We start from the raw sequence: 24,349 nt of genomic DNA on the forward strand, positions 1-24,349 counted from the left end.
GATCCTCTTATGCATCAACTGACTCTTTCACGACCACGAATGCCTGTGCCTGCCGTTTCACATACATTTTCCTTCCCAGCCAGTAAAAGAGCAGACTGAATACCGCTAAAAACGCCATGAACGAAAACATGACCGGGCCACCGTAAGCGAACAGGATCATGCCACCCACCCACGGGCCCAGAAAGCTTCCCAGCTCGCTGATGCTCTGCGCGCCGTAATACGTGCCGCGCATTCGGGCAGGCGTGATCTGGTCGATCTGTGCGTATTCGGCAGGGATGATCAGGATCTCGCCAAGTGTAAAGACGACCATCGACGCTACAAACCAGCTCCACCCGACAGAAGTAGCAAATCCTATCTCCCCGATCGCCATCAGCAAGGCTCCTGCCACGATCCGGGACAGTAGCGAGTAGCGTTCCACCAGACGAGTCAGCGGAATTTGCAGGAGCAGGACGGTTATTCCGTTGACACTCATCATCACCCCGAACAACGCTACCCCATCTGCAAAGTTGTCACGCAAATACTGGGACAGTGTAACAGACATTTGACCGTGAACCGTTACCAAGAGAATCCCTCCGATGACGAAGCAAAGCAGAGCCGCGTCTCGAAACAAAACCTGCCCCATTTGCCGGAGACTGGGCTTTTCCTCGGCGTCGTCCATTCCTTCATTCGCCACGCCATCTCCCACGCCATACTTGCGGCAAGCCACATGCAGCACGAAAGCAAACAGCAGATAGGAGAAAGCGGTCAGCCAGAACGCAATCCCACTGCCCGCAATCCCGAGAAAGGCTCCAAATACCGGCCCAATGGTTACTCCTAGATTCACCGCCATATAGCGGTTGGAAAATACCCGAAATCTTTTATCCTCCGGCGTTACATCTCCCATCAAGGCCTTGGAGACCGTACCGTAAATCGAACTTGCCAGTCCTTTCAACAGGCTGATAAGCAGTAATGCCAGCGGATCGCTTACCATGACAAAAACCATGTACGAGATCGCCATCGCCAGCATGGAGAGAATCATCAGCCTTTTTCGGCCGAACAAATCCGACAAGACGCCGCCAAAAAATCCGCCGAACGTCCCCGCCAATGGCCCGGCTCCGATGATCAATCCGATGGCTGCCGGGCCGAGTGTCGTCGTTTCACTCAAGTAAATCGCCAAAAAGGGCATGCTCATCATCTGTGTGAGCATGACGAAGACCGTTCCCCCCATCAAGAGGTGGACGACAGGATGATACGCCTGCCAAGCTTGTTGCAGCTTTTGCATACGGAACTTAGTCCCCTTCCCTCTCCAAAAAGTTGCGCAAGAGCAAGGGCAGACGATCGACAAACGATTCACGCAGGCTGTAGTACGAAACCGTCGAATAGCCGACATAATGTGCCCGGATCAATCCAGCGCGCCGCAGTGCCGTGACGTGGTGATGCACGGTGCTTTTTGCCAAGGATACCTGCTGCTGCAGCTCCCCGAGCGTGCAGGGCCTGATGGCGAGACAACGCAGAATCTGCAGGCGCTTTTCATCCGCCAGGCATTGCGTCATCGGCAGGAGTTCGCGCAGCGGCTCAGACTGCTCCACAGCAGCATCCGGCACAGGATACAAGCAGGTAGCAATTCCGCGATGAAAGTCCAGAACTGACGAAAATGCGCAATGATACTGCGGCACGAGTACAACCTGTTGCAAATCGTCCATCGGTTCGATCCAGATCCCGCGAGTCGCATGGTCGATCAGTGCGGGCGGTTCCAGCGTGGACACAAGGCCTTTCAGCTCTTCTGCGCTTTTTTGCAGATTGGCCAAAATGAGCGGCTCCAGCTTGGAAAAATAATGCTCATTCCAGCGCCGCAGCAAAGACAGGCTGCGATCGCGAATTTCTCCCAGATTGAGCGGGATGCTGTCCACCCACGGCGCCAGACGCTCGTAAATCTCCCCGGGCGGAATATTCTTTAGCCAGTCCAGAAACGCATCGACACTTTCTTTCTCGGGAGACTGCGCGACCAACAAGACGATCCGATGCAGCACTTCCCAGCGTTCATCTTCCAGTTCCTCGGCAAAATCCGCAGGCAGCATCATCTGCGTTTTCGCCTTCCAATCACTCCCCATGTGCAGATGCTTTCTTTCCGCTTCATTCAAATACGCATAAAGACTCATCACACATTCATAGGCAGGAAACCATTCGATACAAATTGAATAATTGTTATTCATTCGATCACCATCGAACATATATTTTTTTCAAGTGTATCACAAAGCTTCCTGCACTGTACAGAGGATCAATTTGATGAACAAGTGATATAATTGTCAAAAGATTGAAAATAAAATGGGCGGGGGGAAGGTCATGGAATTCGATGCAATCGTGGTAGGAGCCGGGCTTGCTGGTCTCGTGGCGACAGCAGAAATTGCGGATGCCGGAAAAAAAGTATTGCTGTTGGATCAAGAACCGGAAGCCTCCATGGGTGGTCAGGCCTGGTGGTCCTTCGGGGGGTTGTTCCTCGTCGATTCACCCGAGCAAAGGCGAATGGGGATTCGGTATTCCAAGGAGCTGGCATGGCAGGACTGGTTAGGCGCAGCTGGCTTTGACCGGGATGATGAGGATTACTGGGGCAAAAAATGGGCGGAGGCCTATGTCGATTTTGCCGCAGGGGAGAAACGCGCCTGGTTAACCGGCATGGGCGTCCGCTTTTTCCCCGTAGTCGGATGGGCAGAGCGCGGCGGCGGTCTGGCCCTGGGTCACGGGAATTCCGTCCCCCGATTCCATATTGTCTGGGGTACTGGTCCCGGCATTGTAGAGCCATTCGAACGGCGTGTCCGTGAGCATATGCGAAATGGGTTGGTCGAGTTTCGTCCACGGCATCGGGTCGACCAGTTGATTACGAGGAATGGCGCCGTCTTTGGCGTAAGTGGATCGATCCTTGCCCCCAGTTCTGCAGCACGCGGGGAAGAGAGCAGCCGCGAGGTGACGGGAAGCTTCGACTATCATGCGACAGCAGTGCTCGTAGCAAGCGGCGGAATTGGCGGCAACCACGACCTCATTCGCCAAAATTGGCCCAGCCGGCTCGGTCAGCCTCCCAAACGCATGCTGTCAGGTGTCCCCGCCCATGTAGATGGAAGGATGCTTGGCATCACAGAGGAAGCGGGAGGTCGAATTGTGAATCGCGATCGGATGTGGCATTACACAGAAGGAATCAAGAATTGGGCTCCCATCTGGAACAAACACGGCATCCGAATCCTGCCTGGTCCCTCTTCCCTTTGGTTGGATGCGCGCGGGCAGCGTTTACCACCCCCGAACTTCCCCGGCTTTGATACATTGGCTACCCTCGAAGCCATCCAGAAGACGGGTTACGACTACTCCTGGTTTATTTTGACGCGAAAAATCATTGAAAAGGAATTTGCCCTCTCCGGTTCTGAACAAAATCCGGATCTGACGGGAAAAAGTATTCGCAAGGTAATCGGCAGAGCTTTAAAAAGCATTCCCGATCCTGTCAAAGCCTTTATGGACAAGGGTGAAGATTTCATTATTGCAGATCATTTGGCAGATCTGGTATCCGGCATGAATGAACATACTGGCGACCATTTATTGAACCTGTCTGACGTAGAACGGCAAATCAAAGCCAGGGATCGCGAAATCGACAACAAGTTTACGAAGGATCATCAGATCACGGCGATTCGGGGCGCGCGCCATTACCTGGGTGATCGACTCATCCGTGTTGCTCAGCCGCATAAAATCCTCGATCCGAAAAACGGACCTCTCATCGCGGTTCGCCTGAATATCCTGAGCCGGAAAACCCTGGGCGGTTTGCAGACGGATTTATCGGGACGAGTATTAAATTCCGCTGGCGATCCGGTTCCGGGGCTGTATGCTGCCGGAGAGGTTTGCGGATTTGGCGGCGGCGGTGTCCACGGGTATCGTGCTCTCGAAGGAACATTTGTCGGAGGCTGCCTTTTTACGGGCCGTGTAGCAGGCAGATCAATTGCAGCAGAGTCATGAATAACAAAAAAGGAGCCTATTCCACGTGTGGACAGGCTCCTTTCAGCGGTACCACGAACCACGAAGCATCAAGTTTTTCTTACGGAGGTCGATGACATGTCCGTTTTGGCCGATACTGAAAAATAATTCATCTGAACAGGTGAAACTCGCTTTGTTTTCGTTTTTCCCTTCATTTTTTCTGAAGCTTCCTCCTGAATATCATTCGAGTTGTCCCATCGTAATCTTCCCTCCTCCAACTTCATATCGATAAAATCGATAACCTGCTGCAAAGAGGCGATTTGGTTGACAATCGTTTCCCGGTGGCTCCTTAAGTGTTCCACAAGTTCGGGATATTCCGCAGGGTCAGCATCGGTGGAGACTGTCAAAAAAGGCCGCATTTCTTCTAGCGACATCCCGGTTTTTTTCAGACACGATATCAGCCGGATCGTATTGATGTCCTCCTGCCGGTAGACGCGGTGTCCGTTACTCTTTCGGTCTGCCAAGGGCAACAAAGCGATCTTTTCGTAATAACGGATCGTATCTTCAGAAATTCCGGTTTGCATTGCGGCTTGCTTTATTGTAAAAGTTTGCTCTTCCTTCATCCTATCCCCTCCCGGAAATTATTATTTTGTACATTATAAATATTGGAGCTGGCTCCAAGTCAAGTCTCCTTCCCTTAGGAAAACCTTTGCACTCACGTCTTGACTTGGAGTCGACTCCAAGTAATAGAATGTGCGCTATCAGGGCAAATGCCCTACTATCAGGGGGGGGAGACTTGCAATGAACATGAACCAACATAAAAATATCGCATTGATTACGGGTGCAAGCGCCGGGATCGGGTTGGAGTTAACTCGGAAATTGTTATCGGAGGACTGGCAGGTAGTTGCTTTGAACCGTTCTGATTTTCCAGCGGACGATATGAGAATTCAAAAAGCAGTCAAGAGTGGATGGCTTCGAATTTATAAAATAGCTGATCTTGCCGATTATGCCAGCTTGAGACGATCTTTGGAAGAAATAAAAAGCAAGGAGCAGTGGATCGATATTTTGTTCAACAACGCTGGCGGGTCCTTTCCCGAGCTGAGCTATTCGAAACAAGGACGTGAACAGCATTATGAGCTGTTGACAGTCGTTCCATATATCATTCTGATGGAATTAAAAGAACTCATCAAAAATAGTGAATTAAAAACAGTGATCAATACCTCATCTTCAGCGCTAAAATTTACGAAAGAGTTTACTATCGAAAGCCTGGAGCGCCCCGAAACCTTCCGTAAGCTGATTGGTCCTTACGCCACCTCAAAGCTAGCGCTTTCGCTGTGGACGCAGGCCATCGGTCCGCAGCTTGCCAAGGAAAACATCAAGATCCGCAGTGTTGACCCGGGTAGCAACAATACGCTAAGAAAAGGGAAGAATCCCGGACTGCCCCTATTGGTTAAACCGTTGATGAAGCTGTTTTTCTCTCCGCCTACTCACGGCGCCAACAAGCTGTATGAAGGTGCTCTCGGGGATCATCGTAATGAGACCGGCGTGTTTTTGCTGAAAGGCCAGGTTGCAGAATTAAAATTTACAGATCAAGCACGACACGTTTTGGAAAGGATTCATACAATTTACGAACATGAGTTTTTACAACGTAATTTTTAACTTTATGTGCTCGTTGAAAAAAATGTTTTAGACTGAACACGGATAATTGAAACAGCAGCGACCTAAGACCTGAAAATAAAGTCTTAGACTCGCTGCTGTTTTATTTTATGTCCGATCGAATTGCGCAGAGTCGACGCTATTTTGTCCTTCTGCGCTTTACGCATGAAAGTTAGCTTTCAGCTATATTTATGCTATTCAAAAAAACAATAAGTGCCAGTAAATTGCCCAAGGAATAAAAGGAATCCCTCCATAAAGTATCCATTTTACACGCGCACTCGTTTGTTGTTTCCTTTGATTTTTCAAACAAGAAATGATGAGCAGGATGATTAATACTGCCGTAATTGTAGCCAATAGCTGAATAACAATCCATAAAAATGGAATACCGGCAATGACCCATCCTATATCTCTCCCTCATTCGTCCACAGGGAAATGAGATACATCCAGAAACTAAGAATGGAGATCATCCCAGTTAAAGCAGTCCAGCCAGCCAATCTTTGAATGGAAGGAGCCTTTGTTTTCTTTTTCAATCGATCCTTTATGGAAACGAAATAACACCCTATAAAAATCAACAGAAAAAGTACTGATATACCTAGTTGAAACCAATAGTAATCATACCAATGTACGGTGGTAAGATCGGTCAGACTCTTACTCATTTGTACAGGTGTTTGTCCAACCGTTTGGGCTACCGGCGGTTGGCCATTAATAACATGAAATAACCATGAGGTCATCGCTTCCGCATAACCTGGATAGAGTGTCTTCAGGGAGACAAAGCCGTCATCCGTGTTGTTGTAAATGGAATGATCTGCACCCTCAATATACTGTAAAACATAGTTTCGATTACCGGCTTTGTCTAAAGCATTTTTGAAAATCTCTGCACTCTCTGCAGGTGGCACTTGTCGGTCTTTGCTACCCTAGATAGCTAAGAAAGGTTGATGAATTTTTTGTAATGGGGGAACAGGATTATAGACCGCTCCTGACCCAGGTAGTGAAAACACGACGCCTGCTCCATTGTATACAAGAGAATGAATAGCAGATTTGGATTGGACGCCTTGATGACGCAACCGATTTTCTACATTCCAAGTTTGTTGTTGGGCTGGAGAAATGCCCGGCGCACCACTTGTGATAACAAATGCAATATCATCTGTTTGTGAAGCTGCTAGTGGTGCAACCCAACCGCCTTCACTTAAGCCCCAAACTCCTACCTTCTTATTATCAATATCTGATCGGGTTTGGAGAAATTTCACCCCTGCAATAAGATCTTGGGCCAACAATTCATAGGAACGATTTGTCTTAGAATATCCTTTACTTCTCTTGTTATAAATCAATGCTACGATACCAGCTCGGGCAAAAACCTCTGCTTCTTTACGAATGTCTTTTTGATTTCCACCCTTCCCAGGATCGCCAACTCCAGAACCATGCGCAAGAACAATTCCAGCCTTTCGTCCAACTTGATTAGGAATGAGTACCGTTCCATGTAATGTTTCCTTGTATTCCCCGGTCCCGCTTTCAAAAGTAATGGTCTCTTCATGAAAATCAACTTTCTGTTCGTTAGAATTTGCATTCACCAATGATGAGTCTGCATGAAAAATAAGCATTAGAGCTAGAAGTACTAAAAACACCTGATGTCCTAGTTTTTTTAAAAAGACCATGTCTTTCCCCCTATGAAGAATTTTGCTATTAAACAGTCTTTTGGAATGTACTGGCCTGCAAGCAACCTGACTACTGTAGTGTAAATAAACACCCGTCATGTTAAGCAGTATCTTTAAAACAAATACCACATAAGTTAAAACTTGCATAGGACATCCGTCCTGTACATAAAACATAACAACTCCGGGAGGCTACAAATTGAACAAGCGTTTGTGGGAACCCGGCGAACCCCAACTGCCCGTCACCAAAACAAAGGCAGCCGATCATTTCGACCGGCTGCCCTCTTGTCAGTGATTGAGTAATCCCCAGAATTCGAGTACTGCTCTTGTGTTACTGATTTTCGGTGAGACGCAGGAATTCGTCGATGTCCGCAACAGCCAGATCGACAGCTGCCTGCCAGAAGTCCACTTTGGTCATATCCTCGCCGAGGTGCTTCTGCGCCAAATCCTCGACTCGCATCCGCCCCGTGTCCTGGAGCAAGGCATCGTATTTCGCGGCAAAGCTTTCGCCTTCCTGCAAGGCCCGGGCGTAGACGCTCATGCTGAACAAATAGCCGAACGTGTACGGGAAATTATAGAACGGGTACGAGGTGATGTAGAAGTGCAGCTTGGATGCCCAGAAATGCGGCTCATAATCCGCGAGAGCATCGCCGTATGCTTCCCGCTGGGCTTCCAGCATCATCTGATCCAGATCGACAGCACGTACCACCCCTTGCTTGCGTTTTTCATAGAAGTTTTTCTCAAACAGGAACCGCGCCTGGATGTTCATAAAGAACGCAACCACGGACTGCAGCTTGTCTTCCAGAAGCACCAGGCGCTCCTCGTCATTTGCTGCCTGCTTGACCCCGGCATCCGCCAAGATCATCTCGGCAAACGTCGACGCTGTCTCCGCTACATTCATCGCGTAATTTTGCGCGAGCGGCGGCAGACCCCACATGACATGCTGGTGATAGGCGTGGCCCAGCTCATGTGCCAGTGTAGATACGTTGCTTGCGTTGCCTGCATAGGTCATGAAAATCCGGGATTGCCTGGACACCGGGAAGCTGGTGCAAAATCCGCCAGGACGCTTGCCAGGGCGATCCTCTGCCTCGATCCATGCTTCATCGAATGCTTTTTGAGCAAACTCCGCCATATTGGGATTGAATCGTCCGAAGTGCTCGACGATCATCGCTGCTGCATCGTCATACGGCACTTTTTTCGTCTGGCTGCCGACAGGTGCCCCGACATCGAACCAGCTCAGCTTCTCCAGGCCGAGCAGCTTGGCTTTTCGCTGCAAATAGGCGACGAGCTTGTCACGACGGTTGTTAATGGCCTGCCACATCGCATCCAATGTGCTTTCCTGCATCCGGCCGATTTCGAGCGGCTCCCGCAAAATCTGATCCCAGCCGCGATTACGGTACAAAGCCAGGCGGAATCCGCCCAAATGGTTGAGAGCCAATGCGCACAGATCCGTTTCCCGTCCCCATGCCTCCAGCCACTTGGCGTATACCTTTTCCCGGACTTGACGATCCGGATGTCCGATCAGATTGGCTGCTTGCCCGACCGACAACTGCTTCGTCTCACCATCCAGCTCTACTTCAATCGTAATGCGCCCGACCACCGTATTGTACAGCTCTTGCCAGGCGTGATAGCCGTCTACAGCCAGATCGCTTGCCAGCACTTCCTGATCGGTCGGCAGCTTATCTTTCGCGCGGCGACGGCGTTCATCGAGCGAAAAGGCGAGCGGTGACAGCTCCTCCTCTGCGAGCAATTGGCGCCAAGCATCTTCTTCAATCGCCAGCAGCCGCTGTTCCCAAGCGCTTAATCCAGCAGATAAGGCTGCCGAAATGCTTTTAACCCGTCCGCCCAGCTGCTTCGCTGCCTCATCCTTTACATTTTGTGCGGTCAGGCAGGAGATAAACGCTCCCGCTTCCCTGATGCGCACAGACAAGCTCTGCACAGAAGAGACAGCCGCCAAAAATGTCTCCTTTTCTTCAAAAACGAGATCTGTGCGATCCAGCTCTCGCTTCCATTCCGAGATGTCAGCTTCCAAGCGGTCAAGAAAAGCAGCAAAAGCTTGCGATTCACTTCCTCCGGGAAACAGCACTTCCAGATCCCAACGCTGTGCGAGTTGTTGCGTCATGTCAATCCCCCCAGTTCATTCCACTTCAAATCTACGAAATTTTCTTGTACGTTCAAATAATTCTTTGCAAGCAAGCCAATTCCTGCCTGAAATTTACTCGGGTATTGTCTTGGTATCCCCGATTTCATCCATCAGGATTCGCTCTCTCCTCTCTCCCGCCGCTTCCCGCAAGCGCTGGATCGGCTCATGGATCGGTTCTCTGGACAGAACGAATGTATTCCAATGAATCGGCACCAGCCAGTCAGCTCCGGTCTCCTCAAACATCTGCCACGCCTGCTCCGGTGTACAATGGGCTTGCTGGTAAGAATCCGGACTGTACGCGCCGATCGGCATAAAGACCAGATCAAATTTGCCAAATGTCTTTGGCAGGTCCGTCATCCGAACGTAGGCGGTATCGCCCGGATACAGGATGCGTACTCCGTTTTTCTCGATCACGTATCCGTTGTAGCCATAATCCGTATTCCATGGAAATCGATTGCCCCAATGACGTACGGGAATGGCATGAATCGTGACATCCTTCGCTGTACGCGTGCTTTGTCCCGGCTCCAGCTCTTCGATCAATCCGAATGGCAGCGTGTTGACCAGCCTTGCCGTATTTTTTGCCGTAATGACTTGTGTCTCGCGGCGTGCCAGCATGCGCAAGGTGGGCAAATCCACATGATCCAGATGCGCATGCGACAGCAGAATCAGATCGATATCTACTTCTTGCATCTCCTCCACCGTCAGAGCTGGCGGCGTAAAGCGCTTGGGACCAATCTGCCCGAAGCCCGGGATGTTGACCCCGATTCCTTCACAAAGAACCGGATCGGTGATGATTTTGACCCCGAACAGATTGAGCAGGATGGTGGAATGTCCGATCCAGGCAAACGTAACCTCCGTATCCCGCCATTCGGCAGGTCTTGGTCTGTGCTTCAGTTGCTGAGGAGTGGCTTTCGGCCGATGCGCCATATGCCGTCTATACATGTAGAGAACATACACCACAAACAACAAAGCAAGGAGCCCGATTACTGCTCCGGCCCAGATTAAGAATGTCATCAGCATGGAGAAACTCCTTTATTTCAGTCTCAATGTTCATTATTATAACAAGGAAAATGATGGTTAAGCAGACCCATCGGTGGAAATGAAGCGAAGGAGGGGGATCGGGACGGTTTTCGTTCATCCGGATTTTCAAGGGCAGGGAGTTGCCAATGTGCTTCTCAATGCGATTTTTCTTACCTTATTGGGAAACGGATATACGAGAGCACAACAAGTATGGAGAAAAAAATTTGGCGAACCGACTTATCTGTTTCCCAATTATTGGGGGAATGGGACTGATCATATGATCTGGAAAGGAAGGGTCTCGGATCAGCCGTTGCGCTTTGTCAGCGTAATAAACCGCCTTCCTTAGAAGGCGGTTCTCTTTAACGCAGCTTTCGTATAAAAGCGGCAAGCCCGCTTGCGTCATCGATGAAAAAATGCGGCAGATCCGCATATACCTCGTCACGCCAATGGACAATGCCTGCCACGTTGGTCAGCTCCGGCAGCAGCTCCCGGTGTTCCGCTTCCCGGATGAGCAAGAGCTTCGGATAAGCCTCCCGTTTGAATCCTTCTACCAGCACCAGTTCGACACCTGCCTGACCCATTCGATCGATGAGCGCAGCCAGCGGCACGGGACGTTGTTCGATCCAGGCTGTCTTCGTCTGTGACGTGATGGCGACTAGCGAAGCGCCTGCCTCGCGATAACGCCAGGTGTCTTTTCCCGGCTGGTCAATCTCAAAATCATGCCCGCCATCATGTTTGATCACCCCGACTCGCATGCCCTCCTGCTCAAGCAGCGGAATGAGCTTGGCCAACAAAGTCGTTTTGCCCGTGTTGGCGTATCCCACCACTTGCATCACAAGCGGTTTCTTGTGTTCGTCGGTCAAGTCCTACACCTCTTCCCGCCAGCTTGGCTGAGCATGTACGATCACATCGACCAGCTCTCCAGCCTGCTTGCCACGCCCCCCGGCTGGAATGACGATCAGGCATTCGCTGTTTTTAAGTGTCCCCAGATTGCCTGCTTTATCGTTGAAGTCAGGCTGTGCGATCAAGACCCCGTCTTTTTGCAGCAGTCTGCCGCGCAAATAGCGAGGATGTGGACAAGGCTTCTCGTAGGGGCTGCCTAGCTGTGCCTTGATCGGTTCTAGTGAAACCTGCTTTTTTCCTGCCAGGCATTGCAGAGCGGGGCGTGCGAACAATTCATACCCGACAAAACAGGCTCCAGGATTGCCGGACAAGGCGAGGACCGGTTTGCCCGACATCAGCAAGCCAGTCGTCGGGCTTCCCGGGCGCATAGCGATCCGGTTGAACAAGAGCGTTACCTCCGGTTCATCTGCCAGAGACGCAATGACATCGTAATCCCCTACCGATACTCCCCCGCTGCTGATCAGCAGATCCACTTCCCGGACGTAGCCCGTCATTTTTTGCTTCGCTTCCGCCAACTCATCGGGAAGAACCGGAAACAGCACGGGAATGCCTCCTGCCTCGGTGATCAGTGCGGCCAGCATCGCTGTATTGCTGTTGCGGATTTTTCCCGGTGCAAGCGGTTCATCGACAGCGACGAGCTCGATCCCGGTGGAGAGCAGCCCGACACGCGGCTTGCGGATGACACTCACCTGCGAATAGCCAAACGTCGCCAGTACGGCGATCGTCCCTGCATTGACCCGTTCACCCGCATGAGCCACGACAGTACCCTGCGCGATCTCCTCTCCGCGCCGGGAGAGATTTTCTCCGGGACGCAGGGCGCGTTTGATCCCGACGACCTCGGAGTGGACTCCCGGATTTTCCGTCTGTTCGAACATGATGACCGCGTCTGCTCCAGCCGGCATCATCGCCCCGGTCATGATTCGCGTGGCGCACCCAGGGTCGACCGGGATGCGCGGTACTTGACCGGCGGCGACCGTCTCTACCACCCGCAAGTATACGGGCTGATCGACAGCGGCATGAACAGTGTCTGCGGCTTTCACGGCAAACCCGTCCAGTGGGGAGCGGTCAAAAGGCGGCATGTCGCAGGTGGCGATCACATCATGCGCCAAGATCCTTCCGTACGCCTCCCCGAGCTCTACCTGCTCCTCATCCAGCTTTTGCAGTCTTGCCAATAGCTCCTGCAAGGCTTCCTCCACCGTCTTCATCTGTCGTGAAAAACGCATCTGCTGCTCCTCCTTCTGTCTGTCACCAGGTCGTCCGTCCATTTCAACTGTCAGCCTACGTTCACATCCAGATCTTCAATCCGTTTTTCGACGTATTGGAGGTCTTTGTTGGCGTGAAACCTGTCGGCCTTCTCTATTTTAACCGCTGTATTGTATTCCGGAATTCCAGCGTACTTCTCGTACACGCCCTTGGGAATCAGCACGTTGCCCTCCGGCCAGTATACCTGGATATTCCCGCGTTTTGTTGCCTCATACTTGGCCCGTCCCTGGAAGGTTCCATGGGCGTTGTAGACGACCACATTTTCCCCATCCGCAATGCGCAGCTCGCGCGCATCGTCCGGGTGGATCAGCACATCGTAGCGGTCCGCATTGTTGAACGGGTCTGTCTTGCCGTACACCATCGAGTTGAACTGCTTGCCGCGACGCGTCGTCACATAGAAGTGGCCCTGCGGCTTTTTCAGGTCCGGTACTTCGATCGCCAGCAGATTGGCGCGGCCGTCCGCTGTCGGGCAGATCCCGCCTTCACAAAGCCAGGCTCCTCCCCATTGGAAGACATCGCCGCGATTTTTCAAATGCTGGATGCCGTCGTAGTTGGGATTTGCCTTGGCAATTTCTTCGCGAATCTGTTGCGCATTGTCAAAATGCATCAGATGCTTTTTCTGCGGGTAGACGCGCGCTGCGAGGTCGACATAGATCTGCCACTCCGCACGCGCCTCCTCAATCCGCGGCCCTTCCACCTCAGCGCTGAAGTAAACCATCCGCTCCGTGCTGGTAGAAGTGCCTCCACCCGGCTGCTCGTAGCGTGTCATCGCGGGAAGAATGATGACTTCCTCCCGGGCATCAACCAGCGTAGAGGTATTGAAGATAATATCCTGGTGCACGCGCAGTTCGACGCTCTCCAGACATGTCTTGATAAAATCGGGATTGGGCATCGTCTCCAGGAAATTGCCCCCGCTGGTGTAGAAAAGCCTCGTCTTGCGTTCGTGTCCCTCCGGCAGCAAAGCATTTTCGATGCTGACACCGACAATATCTCCCTGCCATTTCGGAATCGAAAAGCCCCACAGCTTCTCGATTCGATTCCAGCTTTTCTCTTCAAAATCACCGCCAGGCAAGCTGAACGGATCTGCTCCCATCTCGCCGGAGCCTTGCACCCCGGAGTGTCCGCGAATCGGCATGACGCCGCAGTGCTTCCGGCCGATAAAACCGCGCAGAATCGCCAGGTTGGCTACCTGTGAGATGTTGTCCGTACCAAAGCGATGCTGGGTCAGTCCCATGCTCCAGACGAACACACCCGACTTGGAGCGGGCCAGCAGCAGGGCAAAGTCCTTCATCCGCTCCCGGCTGAGACCGGAGGATTCCTCCAGTACCTTCCATTCCAGGCTTTTGACATGCGCTCTCAATTCTTTCAGCCCATTGGCATGCTGACTGACAAAATCGCGATCAATCGCCGATCCCGGCTTCTCGTCCTCCATCTCGAACCAGATCTTCATGACACCGTTCATAAAAGCGATGTCTCCGCCGATGTTCACCTGGTAAAACTCGTCTACGATCTTGGTTCCAAACATGGCGCTTTCCGAGATGGACGGGATCCAGTACTTCTCCATCGCAGGCTCCCTGTAGGGATTGATCAGGATGATTTTCGTCCCGGCCTTTTTGGCGGCATACATGTACTTGGTGGAGACAGGCTGGTTATTGGCAGGCACCGATCCCCAGAAGACGAGGACGTCGGTCCCGATCCAGTCCTGATAATTGCAGCTGGACGCCCCAATCCCCAGCGAGCGCTTCAAAGCTGTCTTGCTCGGCGAATGGCAGATGCGGGAAGCGTTGTCGATGTTGTTCGTGCCCAGAAAACGGGCCATTTTCGCCGCTGTATAGTAGACTTCATTGGTGATTCCCCGAGAAGTAAGGAAAAAAGCGAGCTGTTTGGGGTTGATTCCTTTGATTTTGCTGGCGATGCGGTCCAGCGCCTCATTCCAGCCAAGACGCGTAAACTTCTTTTCACCCGGCTTGCGCGACAGCGGATACGGGATCCGTCCCAGCTGGCGAAGCTCCACGCTGGACATCTCGCGCAGCACATCAACGTCCTCCAGCCATTTCGGCTCGATGGCGGGCATGGTGTTGAGCCGCAGGACATTGAGCCGCGTGGAACACAGATGTGGTCCTGTCAAAGTCTGGTCGTACAAGCCCGATACGCCGAGTGCGCAACCATCGCAGACCCCTTGCGTCAAAATCCGATAGGCATATCCGAGATTATCCCGGTTCTCATACACGACCTTCATCGTGTCGCGGATATGGTGGGGCTTGATTTTGCCCATTCCCATCGGCATCCACGACGCCCATAGCGATGGCTTCCATGAAGTGTCCAGTTTGATCGGTCCCTGATGTCTCGTCTTTCCCATAACGCAACGCTCCTCTCCCCTGGCTTCTCTTCCACCCTTCTTCTCCTAATTCCTGAGGCGCGAAAAAACCACCATGAGACGTCCCTTGTCCAAAGGATAAGAGTGCGTTCACGGTGGTTGCTACGGCAGGTTCGCTACCTAGTCTCCTCAGCGTGTCTGTCTGTTGCGAAGCCCCATTGTCTAACCGGTGAACAGGACCGCTGCTTCGTGTAGATTCTAGGGCTCATTTTTAAATTTCTTTTCAATGTCCCGATCAAACACGAAGATAGACATCCCAAAGTCGCGTTCAATGTCAATATCGAGGAATAGTTCGACGAATTTTGCTCCAAGGAATTCTTCCATGTCTACTGGCTGATTATTGCGGTACATTTCCTTGACCATCTCAGTCCGTGCCGCTCGCAGGGTCTGCTTTCCGTCTTCCCAAGTAGCAATGAACTTTTCCACCGGCGAGAGGTTGCCCTCCATTTCGCAAATAGCCCAGTTTTTGCAAAAGGTGGTATTGATCTTGCTTGGTCCCTTTCCCATATGACGCTTTCGGTACGCTCTGACCAGATTGCTAAATTCTGCTTCGTATTTATTCATCGCGGCAAGTCACCTTTATATTTTCATTCTTACTATGACTTTACCATTGATCAACTCGCGAGTTCAACAGCGTTTTCGTTTCGTTTCGCTTCCTCTTGCAGTTTTTTGATATCCAGTCGGATGATCAACGAGATCACAAGCGCTACCACGAACATCGCTGCGAAGATCGACAATGTGCCTGTGTAGCTGCTAGTCGTTTTGTGTACCCAAGCGGCAAAGATCGGACCTGCCAGACCAGCCGCAGCCCAAGCCGTCAGGATGTACCCATGAATGGCACCCAATTGCTTCGTGCCAAACAAGTCGCCGATGTACGCCGGGATCGAAGAGAAGCCCCCGCCGTAGCAAGTCATGATGATGAACATCGCCACCATGAACAGGATCGGATTGGTCAACGCAGGAAGCAGGAAGAACAGAACTGCCTGGATGATAAAGAATGCCGTATACGTATTAGGACGGCCGATATAGTCAGAGAAGGAAGCCCAGCCGATGCGGCCAGCACCGTTGAACAATCCATTCAGACCAACCATGAGAGCTGCAGTCGCGACAGACATCCCGACCATCTCCTGCGCCATTGGCGACGCTACGGAAATGACGGCAATCCCACAGGTTACGTTGATGAACAGCATCAGCCACAAGAGATAAAAGCGGCGTGTTTTCACTGCTTCGTTGGCAGTCAGTTGGCACAGATCTTTCTTGATTTGCTTTTTGCCCGCGTTCGCATCGGCAGAAAAGCCTGCCGGAACCCAATCTTTTGGAGGCGGAGCGAGGTATTGCGCAGAAGCGAACATCACAACAAAATAGATGATACCCAAAATGTAGAATGTATTCGCAATCCCTACGCTATCGATCAGCATATTCATAATCGGACTGGCAATCATCGACGCGAACCCGAAGCCCATGATCGCAAGCCCAGTCGCCAAACCGCGGCGGTCAGGGAACCATTTTACCAGTGTCGATACAGGTGTGATGTAGCCGACACCAAGCCCGATCCCGCCAAGGACCCCGTACGTGATGTACAGAAACGGCAGGCTTCCCATGCTGGTTGCCAGCCCGGCACCCACAATCCCGGTACCGAAGAAAATCGAAGCCAGAATACCCGCTTTTCTCGGGCCGTGTTTTTCTACGTAATGACCCAGGAACGCTGCAGACAATCCCAGGAACAGAATTGCGATACTAAACGTAAACTGGATGTCTGGCAATTCCCAGCCAAATTGCTGCTGGATGGGTTTGGTGAATACGCTCCAGGCGTATACCGAACCGATGGAGAGGTGAATTCCTACCGCAGCCAAGGCAATCAGCCAACGGTTTTTCACTTTTTGCTCCATAAACATTCATCTCCTTCGTATAAGTTCTAAGAGAAGCCTATACGGCTCTCTTGCAAAAAGAAAAACTGCTGAGTTCACCCATCTTTTTTCCAAAAGCAAAGGAAAAAAGGGAAAATGGGTGAAACACAGCAGTTAATCATCAGCAGGAACGCTACCTCAGCATCAACAGACAAGTGTTATGTTGCCTATTCAATTCAGATTGGCCACAAAAGAACCGGCGACAGGAACGCTATCCCGCGTCAATTTGTGTCCAATAAGTGGGGAAATCATGAAAGTATTGTGACAACCCCAACCTTACATAGTATACTACCATGTAAGCGTTCACTCGACAATATTTCTTACTAAAAAATGTTGGATCAAAATTAAGAAGAACCCACTCAATACAGTGCTTTTCTGTGAGCAAGGAGGAAGACATGGCAGACCTGACCCATACAATCAGCAGACCCGTTCTCAAAATATCGACTGACCAGCACGCCTGGGAAGAGGATGAAATCGTCACGGAATATCCCCTGACCATCTTCTTGAACGACGAAGAGTTCGCCACCATCGTCTGTACACCGGCGGATTTGGAAGAGATGGTAATCGGTTTTTTGGCTGCGGAAGGCGCGATCAAGCAATACGACGAGATCAAGCAGCTCACCATCGATGAAGCGCAGGGCTTCGCCTATGTGGACCTGCATCAGAAAACCCAATTGTCGCAGAGCTTTTTTTCCAAGCGGCGCATCACCTCCTGCTGCGGCAAAAGCAGGCAGTCTTTTTACTTTTTCAGCGATGCGCGCACAGCCAAGCCCGTGGAAGGGACCACTACGATCACCCCTGCCCAAGGCATACGCCTGATGCAGGAGCTGCAATCCACATCTGAGATTCATCGCCAGACGGGAGGTGTCCATAACGCGGCGCTTTGCACACCGGACGGCCCTGTGCTGCAATACTCGGATATCGGACGCCATAACGCGCTGGATAAAATCTACGGAGAATGTCTGCGAAAAGGCATCTCCACGCAGGATAAAATTCTCGTGTTTAGCGGCCGCATTTCCTCGGAAGTCCTGTTAAAGGCGGCGAAGATCGGTGCGGGCATCATTCTCTCCAAATCCGCGCCTACGGAGCTTGCCTTGCAGTTGGCCGAAGAGCTGAACATTACGGCTGTTGGCTTCGTCCGCAACGGCAAAATGAATGTCTATACGCACGCGCAGCGGATTCAGCTGGATGAGCGTGAAACAGCCGATTAGCCACAGGGGGTGCTTGCCAAGTGAAAATTCGCTCTGTCCAAGTTTCAGACTATGATGTCATCTCCCCCATCATCAATGAGTGGTGGGGAGGCAGGCCAATGGCGGACAAGCTGCCGAAGCTGTTCTTTGTTCATTTCACCACGACCAGCTTTATTGCCGAGCTGGATGGCAAAATGGTCGGTTTTTTAATCGGTTTTTTATCTCCCGCGTATCAGGATGAAGGGTACATCCATTTTGTCGGGGTTCATCCTGATTATCGCAAGCATCATGTTGGCCGGGAGCTGTATCATCGTTTTTTTGCTGTCATGCGAGAGAATGGCAGGAGTATCGCGCGTGCGGTTACTTCACCCGTCAATAAGGGATCCATTGCGTATCATACGAAGATGGGATTTGAAATCGAAAAAGGCAACAAAGAAGTGGACGGGATTTCTGTCTTTGCTGACTACGACGGACCCAATCAGGACAGAGTCTTATTTGTGAAAACAGTGCAATAAGCATATGGTGCTTAAAAAACATGGCGCTCGGATCGAGGATGATCTGAGCGCCTTTTTCTTTGTTTACAGTTGTCCCTTTCTTCGCCGCTGCTCCTCTTCCACTGCTGCCTGATACTCCTCTGGCGTATTGGCATTGAATACCGCCCACGGGTCCAGCAGACCTTCAGGCGTCGGATGGACACGCAACTCTGCGAGCGTCTGCATCAGGCGCAGCTCTCCTCGCTCCAAAGCTTTCTCCCAGCGGCTTTGTGTGCGCCGATGATAGAGGGCCACGAGCGGATGAAGCCTGCCTTGCTCATGAGCCGCGATCACATCCCAATCCTCGACTCCCTGTGCGTACCGGATCAGCCTTTCGATCTGTTCCCGGTCCATAAAGGGAAGGTCGCAGGACAGGACAAGCAGCACTTCCTCTTGGCGCATGCGAAAAGCAGTGACCAGGCCGCTGACAGGACCGGCAGAGAGAACAGCGTCGGGAATAATGGTCACGTCGCCTTTTCGCCTCACTTCCTCCGGCAGCCTCTCCCCATGATTGGACACGATCAGACAGGGCAACTGCGTTGCGGTTATCGCTTCCACCAGTTCAGAGAGCATGGTTCCTCCTCTCCAGGGGAGCAGTTCCTTGGGCGAACCCATGCGACGGCTGCTTCCTCCTGCAAGAATGACACCGCCAATCGAAAAAATGCTCATCTTTTCCTCCAGAATGGTTGACATTTTCTGTGTACAGTTTATAATAAGTATAAACAAATAATAATTCTAAATAAGGAGAGAAACCCACATGGAAAAACAACTTTTTGAAGCCTTAAATAAACAAGTAGCCAACTGGACCGTCCTCTACACCAAACTGCACAACTATCACTGGTATGTGAAAGGTCCTCACTTCTTTACCTTGCATCCGAAATTCGAGGAATTCTACACAGAAGCCGCCGCGCATATCGACGAACTGGCCGAGCGCGTCTTGACTTTGGGAGGGCAACCTGTCGCTACTTTATCCGGCTCTTTGCAGGCTGCCAGCATCCAGGAGGCATCTGGCAAGGAAACAGCCGAGCAAATGGTTGAATCTATTGTACGCGATTTCGGCATCATGGTGGACGAGCTGAAGCTGGCGATGGAGATCGCCGAACAAGCCGGTGATGAAGAAACCTATGATATCCTCTTGGCGATTCGGGCACAACTGGAAAAACACAACTGGATGCTGAAAGCATTTCTGCAATAACAGGCCAAAAAAGAAAGGGCGAAGCGGGAAACCACTTTGCCCTTTTTTTCTATTCTCTACAAGGAAAAAGTCAGCTTTCTTCCCGTTTTCCCCACCTTCACCTCTGGGAGCAGCTTCAGCGCTTTTTGAATGCCGATGTACTCACTTGAAAATTCAACACCATGCCGCTCTTTCAACTCTTCGCACAATTCCGCCAGTGACGTCGGCGACATGCGCTCGCGCAATATTTCCCTGATTTGATCTGCGACCTGCTGGTAATCATGACGGATGTGCGTCTTACGCACTTTTACCCTTTGCAGCATCTCGGTTGGAATCTCCTCCGCGGAGGATGCGGCAGCCTCCTGGAAAAACTGGCCCGGATCTTCTCCACCCTCCGCATCCAATTCCCGAATCCGTGACAATACCTGCTTGATCTCCCCGCCAAGCTGCTTGTCCTGGTCTACATATTGCCTGCGCAACGCCATTCTTTGTTCCAATAAAGCCTGTAATGTCATCTGCAACGCTTTTCGCTCATTAAACATTGCGTTGTTCCCCTTTATTATTCAGAATACTTCTTTCATCATAATACATAAGACGGCTTTGTTTCCACTTTCTCCCGGTAATTTTCTTGCTTATTTTGGATGTTTTTAAAAAAGTAAAGAAGAAAATAAAAAAACAGGTGTATCGTGGGATTTGACCATGATAGACCTGTTAAATGTAACCAGTGAATAAACAATTCTTATTCGTAGAATGATTTTTTTCGATACTGGTTATCCAAAATGATAGTCAAATGGGCTGAAATGTAACTGGCTAATGCCACCATATAACATAATTCGTCTTGAACTAGGGTTCTAAGCCGATAATCGACTTCTTAATTTTACTTCACTTATTTATCCTCTTCTAACAGTTTTACTTTCTTCCCCTTTTTCTCGTTCACTTCATCAACGGTCCATTTCCCATCATTGTCAGCTACTAGGGTATGAACAACATTTGTTCCATTTTTCTTTTTTTCGAGAATATATCCATTCTGATTAGACTGGTGGATATAAACATACGGCATTATGTCATTCTCTTGCTGCTTCTCCATAACGTCAACTACGATTTGCTTTAAAGAATCTGAATAATTTGTTTCGCTTACCTTTACGGCCTTAAAGAAGTCATAGTCCTCTATTTCTAAATCAAAACTGATTAAAATATCTTCAACTACATCCTTTTGAAAAGTAGAAAGTGTTTCCTCTATATCTTCGGAAGTAGATGTGGTAAATGCCGCTGGGTCCCATCTCACCTTATCATAATCCTCCAATTGATCAGTCACTTTACCACTAGAATTGTATTGAGTATGAATTGAATTTATCTCCCATAATCCCCTAATACTTTTACTTCCTGAAACTACTCCAGCAATTTCAGCAATTCTAGAATTTCTTGGATAGCTACTATCATTATCTTTTCTTATATCGTTAAAATACACATTTGCTGAAACACCCACTTGGGGATAGATAGCATCTGTTTTTGTTTCTGCCTCCCAAATTACATTGTAAGAGCTCGACCCAATGGTACCAATGTCAATATAGGCTGTAGCGGTTTTTATACTTGCGTATGCACTAGATGTAAATAGACCTGCTACCAATGCAAGACTTGATACGGACATAATGAGTGATTTACTGAGTTTAATCAATCCACACACATCCCTTTAATAGATTTATTTACAATCACGACATTACCAAAATATTACTTATATTACAATTAATCCATTATTTATTTCACACAATATTCACAAATAACGAATGGCCCATTATCAGTCGTACTTTGATAATGGGCTTATTGATACCTTAATTAGTTCTTTTGTAATTGTTCTGTCTTTGTTATATTCCAATCCCCTTCTTTGTTCAGTTCAATAATGTAAAGTACATACGATTCCACCTTATTTTCCAATATATACCCCTTTGTGTCATCGAGCTTACTGATGTATACACTTGGCTTCATGTCGCCATTTTGTTGTTTATCCATTATGCTATTTACTAAAGTAAGCAATGGTCTTGGCTCTTTTTTTATCCACATTTCGGTAACGTCTTTACGCTCGTATTCCTCCAGGTCCAAACCGAATGCTTCCTCAATCGTAGAATCAATCCTCTTTCTCTGTTCAATTAGCATCTGGTCAATCTCCTGACTGATTTTTTCCTCTCTTTCATTTCGTGGTTCCTTGAAAAAAATGTATGTCTGCGTGCCATATACGCCTCCCGCGCCTACTAATAGCATGGAAAAAATGATCCCTACGACAAAAGCTGGTTTTCTCATGATTTGTCTTCTCCCTCTCGCTCGCTCTTTTATCTGATCATGCAATCGTTCCCAGGAATCAACGCTACTTTCCATCCGCTCAGCTTGTTTTCTCAAAGTGGTTTTCAATAGTCTTTCCCACATGGTCTGGACCCTCCATTTCTTTGTTTTGAGGAGCATATCCCTTAGCTGTCATCGACCTTTCGATACGTTCTCTCGCATGGTGGAGGCGAGACTTTACGGTCCCTTCGGAGATATCCAATATGCGGGAAATTTCCTTTACACTCCACTCGTTGAAATAATAAAGAATAATGACCGTTCGTAATTTGTCGCTTAGCCTGTTAACTGTATGATGCAGTGCCTGATGGACCTCGCTTTGTTCCATATCCTTGTAAATATCCGTTTCGTCTGCATACTCAGTCACTTCCTTGGTAGAGAGAAACATAGATTTCCACTTCTCTTTCCAACGAGCACGCAAGCATCGCCTGACCAAAGTACGGTAAAACCAGGAAGAAAAAAACTGGGGCTCTTTAATCGTCTGAATTTGATAGTAGCTCTGCAAAAACGCTTCCTGAACAAGATCTTCAGCCAACTGTCTGTCCCGCATAATCAAAAATGCTGTTTGTTTGGCTTTTGCTTCATATCGTTTCACAATGATTTCAAAAGCGGTAATATCTCCCTGCTGACAGCGCATTACCAATCCGGCATCGTCCACGATCAACTTCCTTTCTTCTGACTTTCTTACCAGTATAGAGGCATGCGAAACAAGATCGGTTCAGTTTTTTTCAAGAAAGTAGCTTCGTAAGGAGATGAAAGTTCGCACCTCAACGCAACATGGTCTGCAGCATCCACTGCTCCAGTGCAGCGGCTGTCTGCTGCCACTGGTCCTGAGCGGAAATAATCGCCGGGTAATCCCCTTCTTGCATCCCGTAACTGCCGAACTGGGAGTGGTTTCCCCCCTCTATACTCATATAGACCGCCTGGGTGGGCAGAAAGCTTTTACCAGCTTCGAATTTCTGCGAATTGACGATGCCATCCCGCGTGCCAAGCAAGGAAAGGACCGGGAGCTGTGTCTGGCTGAGATCGCCGCGCTTGTCTGGATAAGCAGCGAGAAAAAACACACCGCTAAACCGGTCCGGGTGGAAAGCGGCATAGCGAGCAGCCATCGCGCCCCCCATCGAATGCCCTCCAATGACAAAGGGCTGGTCAGGAAAGTTTTTCAGCAATTCATCCGCACGCTGTATGTCAGCGATAGCCAGATTGAACGGCATTCGGGCGATATAGACGCGATGACCATATCCCGCGAGCAGGCGGGCAAGCGGCGCATAACTCTCAGGCGTGACTCTCGCTCCCGGGTACAAAATCACAGAAGGATCGAAGGATCGGCCCCCTTCAAAAACAACCCACTCTCCGTAGTCCGTCACAGTGATGCCTTCTCCTCCCTGCATCGCCTTCAATGCCGTCTCATTTGGCGGAAACGGACGCAGGAACCAGATCGCCGTACAGGCAGCAATCAACAACAACAGGAGAAGCCCTCTTTTGAATCTGCGCCTTCTGTCACTCATCGTCAACCCTCCCTTTATCCTGTTGCACGTTTTCTTAGTATGCCTCTATTTTCCTCGTCCTTTCAGGAAGTTTAACGGTTCTTGACAGGAGGAATTCTGGCTTCCGGGACATCCCTTCATCCCCAGTTGCTCCAGCTGATTGCTGCTTGAGGCTAATCATTCCCCCTTGCAAAAAAGGGAGGAGCGCTTTTTCTACGCTTCTCCCTTCTCTTTTTGCCGCTCTCGAAACCGACGAACTTTCATGAGATTCCCGCACGCTTTGTCATCACACCAGCGGCGCACCCGGTTGCGGCTCTCATCAAAAAAGACCCACTGACAATCCCGGTTGTCGCATATTTTCAGCCTCCGACGATCCTGATGAACCAGCAGATCGGCAAAAGACTCCGCAATCCTTCCCATGACGTTGTCCCAGCCCCCTGACGCACTTACCTGCTCCAGCCGATAATCCTGTTCTGCTAGGGACAGGCGCAGATGTGACGGCGACAAAGCCAGGACTTGATTCAGCGCATCCAAATCCTTTACAGAGATGGCCTTGCCCTCGACCACAGCTTCGACCATCTGCCGCAGCAAATGGCGCAAGGAGAGCAACGATGCAAGCTCCGATTGCGGGGCAGGCTGTGGTGCGGTCAGATTCCATTTATGCAGAAAAGCTTCCATCCATTCGGCCTTCTCCAAGCGATTTTCCCGACGACCGGAACCGCGCCAATCTCTCCAATCACTATTTAAAAAGTCTACACAGAGCCACTCCACTTACATTCCTCCATT

At 50.1% G+C, this 24,349-nt stretch carries 25 protein-coding genes; 6 read left to right on the forward strand and 19 right to left on the reverse strand.

What is annotated here, in order from left to right; translation table 11 throughout:
* Window positions 1-7: 7 nt before the first annotated feature.
* Window positions 8-1,261 (reverse strand): MDR family MFS transporter, encoded by a 1,254-nt coding sequence (locus T458_RS36825; RefSeq protein ID WP_023556042.1) that lies wholly within the window; start codon window positions 1,259-1,261, stop codon window positions 8-10.
* 7 nt (window positions 1,262-1,268) lie between these two features.
* Window positions 1,269-2,192, reverse strand: coding sequence for an ArsR/SmtB family transcription factor (locus T458_RS36830; protein WP_051410057.1), 924 nt, complete (start codon window positions 2,190-2,192; stop codon window positions 1,269-1,271).
* 130 nt (window positions 2,193-2,322) lie between these two features.
* Between T458_RS36830 and T458_RS36835 the strand changes: the two genes are divergently transcribed.
* Window positions 2,323-3,972 (forward strand): FAD-binding dehydrogenase, encoded by a 1,650-nt coding sequence (locus T458_RS36835; protein WP_023556044.1) that lies wholly within the window; start codon window positions 2,323-2,325, stop codon window positions 3,970-3,972.
* A gap of 68 nt (window positions 3,973-4,040) precedes the next feature.
* Here T458_RS36835 and T458_RS36840 read toward each other — a convergent pair whose 3' ends face one another.
* Entirely contained in the window at window positions 4,041-4,553 is a 513-nt protein-coding gene (locus tag T458_RS36840; RefSeq protein WP_023556045.1) for a MerR family transcriptional regulator, read from the reverse strand.
* 178 nt (window positions 4,554-4,731) lie between these two features.
* On the opposite strand from T458_RS36840, the gene T458_RS36845 reads away from it, so the two are divergent.
* Window positions 4,732-5,589, forward strand: a complete 858-nt coding sequence (locus T458_RS36845) for an SDR family NAD(P)-dependent oxidoreductase (RefSeq protein WP_023556046.1) — start codon at window positions 4,732-4,734, stop codon at window positions 5,587-5,589.
* A 398-nt stretch (window positions 5,590-5,987) separates the two neighbouring features.
* Here the strand turns inward: T458_RS36845 and T458_RS36850 are convergent, their stop codons facing one another.
* The 4 genes from T458_RS36850 to T458_RS36865 form a co-directional block, all read right to left on the reverse strand.
* The gene (locus T458_RS36850) at window positions 5,988-6,482 is read right to left on the reverse strand and encodes a hypothetical protein (protein WP_023556047.1); all 495 of its coding nucleotides are present in this window, start codon (window positions 6,480-6,482) and stop codon (window positions 5,988-5,990) included.
* 18 nt (window positions 6,483-6,500) lie between these two features.
* Window positions 6,501-7,238, reverse strand: coding sequence for an alpha/beta hydrolase family protein (locus T458_RS36855; protein WP_023556048.1), 738 nt, complete (start codon window positions 7,236-7,238; stop codon window positions 6,501-6,503).
* Window positions 7,239-7,566: 328 nt separating this feature from the next.
* Window positions 7,567-9,357 (reverse strand): M3 family oligoendopeptidase, encoded by a 1,791-nt coding sequence (locus tag T458_RS36860; RefSeq protein WP_023556049.1) that lies wholly within the window; start codon window positions 9,355-9,357, stop codon window positions 7,567-7,569.
* Between the two features lie 93 nt (window positions 9,358-9,450).
* Complete coding sequence (locus T458_RS36865) at window positions 9,451-10,398, reverse strand: MBL fold metallo-hydrolase (protein WP_023556050.1); 948 nt, start codon at window positions 10,396-10,398, stop codon at window positions 9,451-9,453.
* Between the two features lie 79 nt (window positions 10,399-10,477).
* Between T458_RS36865 and T458_RS57885 the strand changes: the two genes are divergently transcribed.
* Window positions 10,478-10,744 (forward strand): GNAT family N-acetyltransferase, encoded by a 267-nt coding sequence (locus T458_RS57885; RefSeq protein ID WP_023556051.1) that lies wholly within the window; start codon window positions 10,478-10,480, stop codon window positions 10,742-10,744.
* Between the two features lie 13 nt (window positions 10,745-10,757).
* Here T458_RS57885 and mobB read toward each other — a convergent pair whose 3' ends face one another.
* The 5 genes from mobB to T458_RS36895 all read right to left on the reverse strand — a co-directional run bounded on the left by mobB (window position 10,758) and on the right by T458_RS36895 (window position 16,830).
* Entirely contained in the window at window positions 10,758-11,231 is a 474-nt protein-coding gene (gene mobB, locus T458_RS36875; protein WP_031305555.1) for a molybdopterin-guanine dinucleotide biosynthesis protein B, read from the reverse strand.
* A gap of 33 nt (window positions 11,232-11,264) precedes the next feature.
* Window positions 11,265-12,524 (reverse strand): molybdopterin molybdotransferase MoeA, encoded by a 1,260-nt coding sequence (locus tag T458_RS36880; protein WP_023556053.1) that lies wholly within the window; start codon window positions 12,522-12,524, stop codon window positions 11,265-11,267.
* 50 nt (window positions 12,525-12,574) lie between these two features.
* Entirely contained in the window at window positions 12,575-14,923 is a 2,349-nt protein-coding gene (locus T458_RS36885; RefSeq protein WP_023556054.1) for an FdhF/YdeP family oxidoreductase, read from the reverse strand.
* 216 nt (window positions 14,924-15,139) lie between these two features.
* A complete protein-coding gene (locus tag T458_RS36890; RefSeq protein WP_023556055.1) occupies window positions 15,140-15,505 on the reverse strand; it encodes a Na-translocating system protein MpsC family protein in 366 nt (121 codons plus the stop codon).
* 50 nt (window positions 15,506-15,555) lie between these two features.
* Window positions 15,556-16,830: an L-lactate MFS transporter gene (locus tag T458_RS36895; protein ID WP_023556056.1), complete on the reverse strand. Its 1,275-nt coding sequence runs from the start codon at window positions 16,828-16,830 to the stop codon at window positions 15,556-15,558.
* A gap of 413 nt (window positions 16,831-17,243) precedes the next feature.
* Between T458_RS36895 and fdhD the strand changes: the two genes are divergently transcribed.
* Both fdhD and T458_RS36905 read left to right on the forward strand, forming a co-directional pair.
* A complete protein-coding gene (gene fdhD, locus T458_RS36900; RefSeq protein WP_023556057.1) occupies window positions 17,244-18,059 on the forward strand; it encodes a formate dehydrogenase accessory sulfurtransferase FdhD in 816 nt (271 codons plus the stop codon).
* A 20-nt stretch (window positions 18,060-18,079) separates the two neighbouring features.
* Window positions 18,080-18,553 carry a GNAT family N-acetyltransferase gene (locus T458_RS36905; RefSeq protein WP_023556058.1) on the forward strand — a complete coding sequence of 158 codons (474 nt, stop codon included), beginning with the start codon at window positions 18,080-18,082 and terminating at the stop codon, window positions 18,551-18,553.
* Window positions 18,554-18,616: 63 nt separating this feature from the next.
* On the opposite strand, the gene mobA is transcribed toward T458_RS36905, so the two are convergent.
* Window positions 18,617-19,240 (reverse strand): molybdenum cofactor guanylyltransferase, encoded by a 624-nt coding sequence (gene mobA, locus T458_RS36910; protein ID WP_023556059.1) that lies wholly within the window; start codon window positions 19,238-19,240, stop codon window positions 18,617-18,619.
* A gap of 88 nt (window positions 19,241-19,328) precedes the next feature.
* Between mobA and T458_RS36915 the strand changes: the two genes are divergently transcribed.
* Window positions 19,329-19,766, forward strand: a complete 438-nt coding sequence (locus tag T458_RS36915) for a Dps family protein (RefSeq protein WP_023556060.1) — start codon at window positions 19,329-19,331, stop codon at window positions 19,764-19,766.
* Between the two features lie 56 nt (window positions 19,767-19,822).
* On the opposite strand, the gene T458_RS36920 is transcribed toward T458_RS36915, so the two are convergent.
* The 6 genes from T458_RS36920 to T458_RS36945 form a co-directional block, all read right to left on the reverse strand.
* Window positions 19,823-20,287 carry a hypothetical protein gene (locus T458_RS36920; protein ID WP_023556061.1) on the reverse strand — a complete coding sequence of 155 codons (465 nt, stop codon included), beginning with the start codon at window positions 20,285-20,287 and terminating at the stop codon, window positions 19,823-19,825.
* Between the two features lie 344 nt (window positions 20,288-20,631).
* Entirely contained in the window at window positions 20,632-21,420 is a 789-nt protein-coding gene (locus T458_RS36925) for a hypothetical protein (protein ID WP_023556062.1), read from the reverse strand.
* Window positions 21,421-21,578: 158 nt separating this feature from the next.
* Window positions 21,579-22,163, reverse strand: coding sequence for a hypothetical protein (locus T458_RS36930; protein WP_023556063.1), 585 nt, complete (start codon window positions 22,161-22,163; stop codon window positions 21,579-21,581).
* Window positions 22,120-22,734 (reverse strand): RNA polymerase sigma factor, encoded by a 615-nt coding sequence (locus T458_RS36935; protein ID WP_023556064.1) that lies wholly within the window; start codon window positions 22,732-22,734, stop codon window positions 22,120-22,122. Before T458_RS36935 ends, T458_RS36930 begins: the two co-directional genes overlap by 44 nt.
* 109 nt (window positions 22,735-22,843) lie before the next feature.
* Complete coding sequence (locus T458_RS36940; protein WP_023556065.1) at window positions 22,844-23,584, reverse strand: alpha/beta fold hydrolase; 741 nt, start codon at window positions 23,582-23,584, stop codon at window positions 22,844-22,846.
* A gap of 192 nt (window positions 23,585-23,776) precedes the next feature.
* Complete coding sequence (locus T458_RS36945; protein ID WP_023556066.1) at window positions 23,777-24,334, reverse strand: CGNR zinc finger domain-containing protein; 558 nt, start codon at window positions 24,332-24,334, stop codon at window positions 23,777-23,779.
* Between the last annotated feature and the right edge of the window lie 15 nt (window positions 24,335-24,349).

Origin of the sequence: Brevibacillus panacihumi W25 (assembly GCF_000503775.1) — a bacterium.
Lineage (GTDB): Bacteria > Bacillota > Bacilli > Brevibacillales > Brevibacillaceae > Brevibacillus > Brevibacillus panacihumi_A.

What these genes read in the sequence shown, in the direction of transcription:
- T458_RS36890 (WP_023556055.1), bottom strand. Translation starts at nt 15,505, where the DNA reads ATGAATAAATACGAAGCAGAATTTAGCAATCTGGTCAGAGCGTACCGA.
- T458_RS36860 (WP_023556049.1), bottom strand. Translation starts at nt 9,357, where the DNA reads ATGACGCAACAACTCGCACAGCGTTGGGATCTGGAAGTGCTGTTTCCC.
- T458_RS36880 (WP_023556053.1), bottom strand. Translation starts at nt 12,524, where the DNA reads ATGCGTTTTTCACGACAGATGAAGACGGTGGAGGAAGCCTTGCAGGAG.
- T458_RS36865 (WP_023556050.1), bottom strand. Translation starts at nt 10,398, where the DNA reads ATGCTGATGACATTCTTAATCTGGGCCGGAGCAGTAATCGGGCTCCTT.
- T458_RS36835 (WP_023556044.1), top strand. Translation starts at nt 2,323, where the DNA reads ATGGAATTCGATGCAATCGTGGTAGGAGCCGGGCTTGCTGGTCTCGTG.
- T458_RS57885 (WP_023556051.1), top strand. Translation starts at nt 10,478, where the DNA reads ATGAAGCGAAGGAGGGGGATCGGGACGGTTTTCGTTCATCCGGATTTT.
- T458_RS36915 (WP_023556060.1), top strand. Translation starts at nt 19,329, where the DNA reads ATGGAAAAACAACTTTTTGAAGCCTTAAATAAACAAGTAGCCAACTGG.
- T458_RS36920 (WP_023556061.1), bottom strand. Translation starts at nt 20,287, where the DNA reads ATGTTTAATGAGCGAAAAGCGTTGCAGATGACATTACAGGCTTTATTG.
- T458_RS36895 (WP_023556056.1), bottom strand. Translation starts at nt 16,830, where the DNA reads ATGGAGCAAAAAGTGAAAAACCGTTGGCTGATTGCCTTGGCTGCGGTA.
- T458_RS36825 (WP_023556042.1), bottom strand. Translation starts at nt 1,261, where the DNA reads ATGCAAAAGCTGCAACAAGCTTGGCAGGCGTATCATCCTGTCGTCCAC.
- fdhD (WP_023556057.1), top strand. Translation starts at nt 17,244, where the DNA reads ATGGCAGACCTGACCCATACAATCAGCAGACCCGTTCTCAAAATATCG.
- T458_RS36840 (WP_023556045.1), bottom strand. Translation starts at nt 4,553, where the DNA reads ATGAAGGAAGAGCAAACTTTTACAATAAAGCAAGCCGCAATGCAAACC.
- T458_RS36940 (WP_023556065.1), bottom strand. Translation starts at nt 23,584, where the DNA reads ATGAGTGACAGAAGGCGCAGATTCAAAAGAGGGCTTCTCCTGTTGTTG.
- T458_RS36845 (WP_023556046.1), top strand. Translation starts at nt 4,732, where the DNA reads ATGAACATGAACCAACATAAAAATATCGCATTGATTACGGGTGCAAGC.
- T458_RS36855 (WP_023556048.1), bottom strand. Translation starts at nt 7,238, where the DNA reads ATGGTCTTTTTAAAAAAACTAGGACATCAGGTGTTTTTAGTACTTCTA.
- T458_RS36830 (WP_051410057.1), bottom strand. Translation starts at nt 2,192, where the DNA reads ATGAATAACAATTATTCAATTTGTATCGAATGGTTTCCTGCCTATGAA.
- T458_RS36930 (WP_023556063.1), bottom strand. Translation starts at nt 22,163, where the DNA reads ATGTGGGAAAGACTATTGAAAACCACTTTGAGAAAACAAGCTGAGCGG.
- T458_RS36885 (WP_023556054.1), bottom strand. Translation starts at nt 14,923, where the DNA reads ATGGGAAAGACGAGACATCAGGGACCGATCAAACTGGACACTTCATGG.
- mobA (WP_023556059.1), bottom strand. Translation starts at nt 19,240, where the DNA reads ATGAGCATTTTTTCGATTGGCGGTGTCATTCTTGCAGGAGGAAGCAGC.
- mobB (WP_031305555.1), bottom strand. Translation starts at nt 11,231, where the DNA reads ATGCAAGTGGTGGGATACGCCAACACGGGCAAAACGACTTTGTTGGCC.